The sequence below is a fragment of the Streptomyces calidiresistens genome, from assembly GCF_014141525.1.
Taxonomy (GTDB): domain Bacteria; phylum Actinomycetota; class Actinomycetes; order Streptomycetales; family Streptomycetaceae; genus Streptomyces; species Streptomyces calidiresistens.
Window position 1 is genome coordinate 1 of record NZ_VKHS01000305.1, and the last position, 5,953, is coordinate 5,953.

4 protein-coding genes are annotated in these 5,953 nt (G+C 72.4%); 3 read left to right on the forward strand and 1 reads right to left on the reverse strand.

Annotation, left to right across the window (positions count from 1 at the left end):
• Positions 1-131: 131 nt before the first annotated feature.
• Entirely contained in the window at positions 132-1,175 is a 1,044-nt protein-coding gene (locus FOE67_RS13930) for a LacI family DNA-binding transcriptional regulator (RefSeq protein ID WP_182664125.1), read from the reverse strand.
• Positions 1,176-1,684: 509 nt separating this feature from the next.
• Between FOE67_RS13930 and dxr the strand changes: the two genes are divergently transcribed.
• The 3 genes from dxr to ispG all read left to right on the forward strand — a co-directional run bounded on the left by dxr (position 1,685) and on the right by ispG (position 5,620).
• Positions 1,685-2,995, forward strand: coding sequence for a 1-deoxy-D-xylulose-5-phosphate reductoisomerase (gene dxr / locus FOE67_RS13935; protein WP_182664127.1), 1,311 nt, complete (start codon positions 1,685-1,687; stop codon positions 2,993-2,995).
• Positions 2,992-4,296 (forward strand): M50 family metallopeptidase, encoded by a 1,305-nt coding sequence (locus tag FOE67_RS13940; protein WP_182664129.1) that lies wholly within the window; start codon positions 2,992-2,994, stop codon positions 4,294-4,296. Before dxr ends, FOE67_RS13940 begins: the two co-directional genes overlap by 4 nt.
• A gap of 166 nt (positions 4,297-4,462) precedes the next feature.
• Entirely contained in the window at positions 4,463-5,620 is a 1,158-nt protein-coding gene (ispG, locus tag FOE67_RS13945) for a flavodoxin-dependent (E)-4-hydroxy-3-methylbut-2-enyl-diphosphate synthase (protein WP_182664131.1), read from the forward strand.
• The last annotated feature ends 333 nt before the right edge of the window (positions 5,621-5,953 follow it).

A 5,953-nucleotide genomic window follows, 5' to 3' on the forward strand; every position in this document is an offset into this window, starting at 1 on the left:
CTCCCGGAGGGGCGGTGGACCCGGTGGGTCCGAAGCGGGGCGGTGGACCCGGACGCCGCCCCGCGCCCGATGCCCCCGGATCCCGACCGGGGCGTGCCCCCGGCCCCGGGGACGACGGGTGGTCGGTGCGGTCAGCCCCGACCGGCGACCGGGGCGGGACCGGTGCTGGCCCGCACGGTCAGCCGGGGCGGGATCAGCTCGATCCGGTCCGGCACCGGGCGTCCGTGCCCGCCGCGCCCGGCGGCCTCCACCTTCGGCATGACCAGTTCGACGGCGCGCCGCCCCATCTCCCGGGCCGGTATGGCCACGGAGGTGAGCGCGACCGAACCCTGGGTGGCCACCTCGTCCGGACAGATCGCCACGATCGAGGCGTCCTCGGGCACCGCCCGGCCCTGCTGCCGCAACAGGCTCAGCATGGGTCCGAGCACCGACTCGTTCTGCACGATGAAGCCGCTCGTGCCGGGGCGCTCCTGGAGGATGCGCGCCAGCGTGCCGGCCATCGCCTCGTAGGAGCCCTCGCACGGCCGGTGCAGCACCCGCACCCCCAGTTCGCCGGCCCGCTCCCGGACGCCCGCGATGGTGCGCTCGGCGAAACCGGTGTGGCGCTCGTAGACCGCGGCGGCCTCGCCGATCAGCGCCACCTCGCGGTGCCCCAATTCGGCGAGGTGCTCCACGCACAGCCGTCCCGTGGCCACGAAGTCCAGGTCGACGCAGGTCAGGCCGGTGGTGTCGGCGGGAAGGCCGATCAGCACGGAGGGGTGGGGCGACTCGTGCAGCAGGGGCAGTCGCGCGTCCTGCAACTCCACATCCATGAGGATCATGGCGTCCGCCAACCCGCTGCCCACCACCCGCCGGACCGCGGCCGGCCCCTCCTGCCCGGTGAGCAGCAGCACGTCGCGATCGTGCTCGCGGGCGGTGGTGGCCACCGCGAGGGCGATGTCCATCATCACGGGGACGTACATGTCGGTGCGCAGGGGCATCATCAGGGCGATGATGTTCGAACGACTGCTGGCCAGCGCGCGGGCCCCGGCGTTGGGGAGGTACCCCAGTTCGCGGATGCTGCGTTCCACGCGTTCCCGGGTGGGTTGGGAGATGGTCCGCTTGCCGCTGAGGACGTAGCTCACCGTGCTGGCCGATACCCCGGCGTGCCGGGCGACCTCGGCGAGAGTGACCATGGTGCTCTCCAGTGTGGGGCCGGGTGCGGGTGACGGCTCGCCCCCCGGACGCCCGCCCCCGGTCCCCGGGGACCGGGGTGGAGGAGGGGCACCGGTGAAGCGCTTCGACGGTTCCGCGTGTCGGATCCGATCCACGGCCCGCCGTTCTTCTGGCAGACCCTAAACCCGTACGGCAAACCTGTCCATACGTCTGTCGAAGCGCTTCAATTCGGTTCCCCGTCCGCGACCGCGCATCCTTTCCCCGGGGACCCCCGCCCCCGCGCGGCGGGCGACCGGGACGGTCGGGAAGCGGGTCCGCGCCCCGGGAGTCCCTCCCGCGCGACGGCGCGGGCAGCGCCGGAAGCCGTGGGGCCCCGGCCACCACGGAGGACGACGCACCGCGTCCCCCGACCCGGCACGGTCCCGGGGTCCACCCGGAACCGACGGGTGGTGCCGCACCCCCGGCGCCGGGAGGGGCCGGTCGGCCGACCCCGGCACGACGGGGCGCCCGGACGGGCCAGAATGGGGGAATGACCGACAGCCCATCGTGTCTCGCGGATCCGCGAGTACGCCCCGCCCCGGCCGGTGACGGCCCGGGGGAGATCCGCGAGATCGTCGTCCTCGGCTCCACCGGCTCCATCGGCACCCAGGCCGTGGACGTGGTCCTGCGCAACCCCGACCGCTTCAGGGTGGTCGGCCTGTCGGCCGCGGGCGGTCGTGTGGACCTGCTCGCCGAGCAGGCGCACCGCCTGCGGGTGCGCACCGTGGCCGTGGCCCGCGAGGACAAGCGGGAGGAACTGCGGGAGGCGCTGCGGGCCCGGTACGGCTCCGGTGAGCCGCTGCCGGAGATCCTCGCCGGTCCGGACGCGGCGACGGAGCTCGCCGCCGCCGACTGCCACACCGTTCTCAACGGCATCACCGGATCGATCGGCCTGGCACCCACACTGGCCGCCCTCGACGCCGGTCGCGTCCTGGCCCTGGCCAACAAGGAGTCGCTCATCGTCGGCGGGCCGCTGGTCACCGAGCGGGCCCGACCCGGCTCGATCGTGCCGGTGGACTCCGAGCACTCCGCCCTCTTCCAGGCCCTGCTCGGCGGTGAGCGCCGGGAGGTCTCCCGCCTGGTGGTCACCGCCAGCGGCGGACCGTTCCGGGGCCGCAGCCGGGCCGAGCTGGACCGGGTGACCCCGGCCGACGCCCTGGCCCACCCCACCTGGGCGATGGGACCGGTCATCACGATCAACTCCGCCACCCTGGTCAACAAGGGACTGGAGGTGATCGAGGCGCACCTGCTCTACGACATCCCCTTCGAGCGGATCGAGGTCGTGGTGCACCCCCAGTCCTACATCCACTCCATGGTGGAGTTCACCGACGGCTCCACCCTCGCCCAACTCGGCCCGCCGGACATGCGGGTGCCCATCGCCCTGGGCATCGGCTGGCCGCACCGCGTGCCGGACGCGGGCCCGCGCTGCGACTGGACCCGGGCGCACACCTGGGAGTTCCTGCCCCTGGACACCGAGGCCTTCCCGGCGGTACCACTGGCGTGCCGGGTCGGGGACCTCGGGGGGATCGCGCCGGCGGTCTTCAACGCGGCGAACGAGGAGTGCGTGGACGCCTTCCTGGCGGGCGCGCTGCCGTTCACCGGCATCGTGGACACCGTCGCCAAGGTGGTCGAGGAGTTGGCCGGGGACCGGGGCGCCGCGGGTTCCGGAACCTCCCTGACCCTCCCGGACGTCCTGGATGCGGAGACCCGGGCCCGTCATCGGGCGCGGGAGTTGACCGGCACGACCGCCGGGGGACCGGCCCGCGGCCGGTACACGAGGGACGAGGAGCCGTCGGCATGACCACCCTGATGTTCGTCCTCGGCATAGCCGTCTTCGTCTTCGGACTGCTCTTCTCGATCGCCTGGCACGAGCTGGGGCACCTGAGCACCGCCAAGATGTTCGGCATCCGGGTGCCGCAGTACATGGTGGGCTTCGGCCCCACCCTGTGGTCCCGACGCCGGGGCGAGACGGAATACGGCATCAAGGCGATCCCCCTGGGCGGCTACATCCGGATGATCGGGATGTTCCCGCCGGGCGACGACGGCCGGGTGCGGCAGCGCTCCACCTCGCCGTTCCGCACGATGATCGAGGACGCCCGGGCCGCCGCCTACGAGGAACTGCAGCCCGGCGACGAGAAGCGGCTGTTCTACACCCGCAAACCGTGGAAGCGGATCATCGTCATGTTCGCCGGGCCGGCGATGAACCTGATCCTGGCCGTGGTGATCTTCCTCGGGGTGCTGATGTCCTTCGGCATCAACATGCCCACCACGACCGTGGCGACGGTCTCGGAGTGCGTGGTGGCCCAGGACGAGCAGCGCGACGAGTGCCGCGCCGGCGACAGGCCGGCCCCGGCCAACGAGGCGGGCCTCCTGCCCGGTGACACCATCGTCGCCTTCGACGGGGAGCCCGTGGAGGACTGGAGCACCCTCCAGGCCCGCATCCGGGACACCATCGGGCCGGCGACGGTCACCGTCGAGCGGGACGGGGAGACGCTGGACCTGCGGGCCACCCTCATCCCCAACCAGGTGGCCGCGCTGGACGGCAACGGCGGCGCGGTGGAGGGCGAGTACGTCACCGCGGGGTTCATGGGCTTCACCCCGGCGCCGGGCATCGTCAAGCAGGATTTTCCGGAAGCCGTCACCTACATGGGTGACATCATGGTGACCGGTGTCAACGCCCTGATCGCCCTGCCCTCCAAGGTGCCGAACCTCTGGAACGCCGCGTGGGGTACCGCCGAGCGGGACCAGGACGGCCCGATGGGCGTGGTCGGCGCGGCCCGGGTGGGCGGCGAGGTGTTCACCCTCGACATCCCGGCGGGCCAGCAGGTGGCGATCTTCCTCTTCCTGCTCGCCGGCTTCAACCTCTCGCTGTTCCTGTTCAACATGCTGCCGCTGCTGCCGCTGGACGGCGGGCACATCGCCGGGGCGGTGTGGGAGTCGGCGCGCCGCAACACCGCCAAGGTGCTGCGCCGCCCGGACCCGGGGCCGTTCGACGTGGCCAAGCTCATGCCGATGGCGTACGTGGTGGCGGGCCTGTTCATCTGTTTCACGCTGCTCGTCCTCGTCGCTGATATCGTCAGCCCCGTGCGGCTGGCCGGATGACACCGGCCCCGGACCGGGGCGCCGGCGGAGGCCGGCACCGACGTCCCGGGGACCACCGGAGCCGCCCGGCCGGCGGGGGGAGCCCGCCGCTGCCGCTAGGCTCGATGACCGGAGCCCGCCCGTTTCCGCCGGGACCTCGAACCACACCGTGGGGTTGCACAGACCGATGACAGCCATCTCGCTGGGAATGCCGTCCATACCGCTGAAGCTGGCCGAACGCCGCAAGAGCCGGAAACTCCGGGTCGGTTCGGTGGAGGTGGGTGGCGACGCCCCCGTCTCCGTGCAGTCGATGACCACGACCCGCACCTCCGACATCGGCGCGACCCTCCAGCAGATCGCCGAACTGACGGCCTCGGGCTGCCAGATCGTGCGGGTCGCCTGTCCCACCCAGGACGACGCCGACGCCCTGCCGGTGATCGCCCGCAAGTCCCAGATCCCGGTCATCGCGGACATCCACTTCCAGCCCAAGTACGTCTTCGCCGCCATCGACGCGGGCTGCGCGGCGGTACGGGTCAACCCCGGCAACATCAAGCAGTTCGACGACAAGGTGGGGGAGATCGCCCGGGCGGCCTCCGCCAACGGCACCCCCATCCGCATCGGTGTCAACGCCGGCTCCCTCGACAAACGGCTGCTCGCCAAGTACGGCAGGGCCACGCCCGAGGCCCTGGTGGAGTCCGCGCTGTGGGAGTGCTCCCTGTTCGAGGAGCACGACTTCCGGGACATCAAGATCTCGGTCAAGCACAACGACCCCGTCGTGATGGTCAACGCGTACCGGCAGCTGGCCGAGCGCTGCGACTACCCCCTGCACCTGGGCGTCACCGAGGCGGGTCCGGCCTTCCAGGGCACCATCAAGTCGGCGGTCGCCTTCGGCGCGCTGCTGAGCGAGGGCATCGGCGACACCATCCGGGTCTCGCTCTCCGCCCCACCGGTGGAGGAGGTCAAGGTCGGCACCCAGATCCTGGAGTCCCTCGGTCTGCGCGAGCGCGGCCTGGAGATCGTCTCCTGTCCCTCCTGCGGGCGGGCCCAGGTGGATGTCTACAAGCTCGCCGAGGAGGTCACCGCCGGCCTGGAGGGCATGGACGTGCCGCTGCGGGTCGCGGTCATGGGCTGCGTCGTCAACGGTCCCGGTGAGGCCCGGGAGGCCGACCTCGGCGTGGCCTCCGGCAACGGCAAGGGGCAGATCTTCGTCAAGGGCGAGGTCATCAAGACCGTGCCCGAGTCGAAGATCGTGGAGACCCTGATCGACGAGGCGATGAAGATCGCCGAACAGATGGAGAAGGACGGCATCGCCTCCGGCGAGCCCTCGGTGAGCGTCGCCGGCTGAGCCGGCGGCCCCGCCGAACCCGACGTGCCGGTGCCCCGGTTCCCTCCCTCCGGGGGCGGGAACCGGGGCACCGCCACGTGTGTCCCCGGGCCGGATCGGGGGTGACGGCGGTCCCGTCCGTGCCCCGCCCGCGGTTCGCCCCGCCTGCCTCGGGGCGCGCGTGAGCAGCCTCGATGCCCTACCGGTGGTCGAGGGGCCCCGGGCGGGTGTGAGGAGTACAGTGCGGGGCAGGGACGTCCCCGGCGGTCCCCCCGGAACCCGCTACCGCCCCGGTCGCCCGTATTCCGCTTCTCAGAAGCGTTTTCGAAAGAGTCGGACATGAGAGATGACTCC

Bases quoted from the DNA above. Each gene is read 5' to 3' on its own strand.
- FOE67_RS13940 (WP_182664129.1), top strand. From the start codon at position 2,992: ATGACCACCCTGATGTTCGTCCTCGGCATAGCCGTCTTCGTCTTCGGA.
- ispG (WP_182664131.1), top strand. From the start codon at position 4,463: ATGACAGCCATCTCGCTGGGAATGCCGTCCATACCGCTGAAGCTGGCC.
- FOE67_RS13930 (WP_182664125.1), bottom strand. From the start codon at position 1,175: ATGGTCACTCTCGCCGAGGTCGCCCGGCACGCCGGGGTATCGGCCAGC.
- dxr (WP_182664127.1), top strand. From the start codon at position 1,685: ATGACCGACAGCCCATCGTGTCTCGCGGATCCGCGAGTACGCCCCGCC.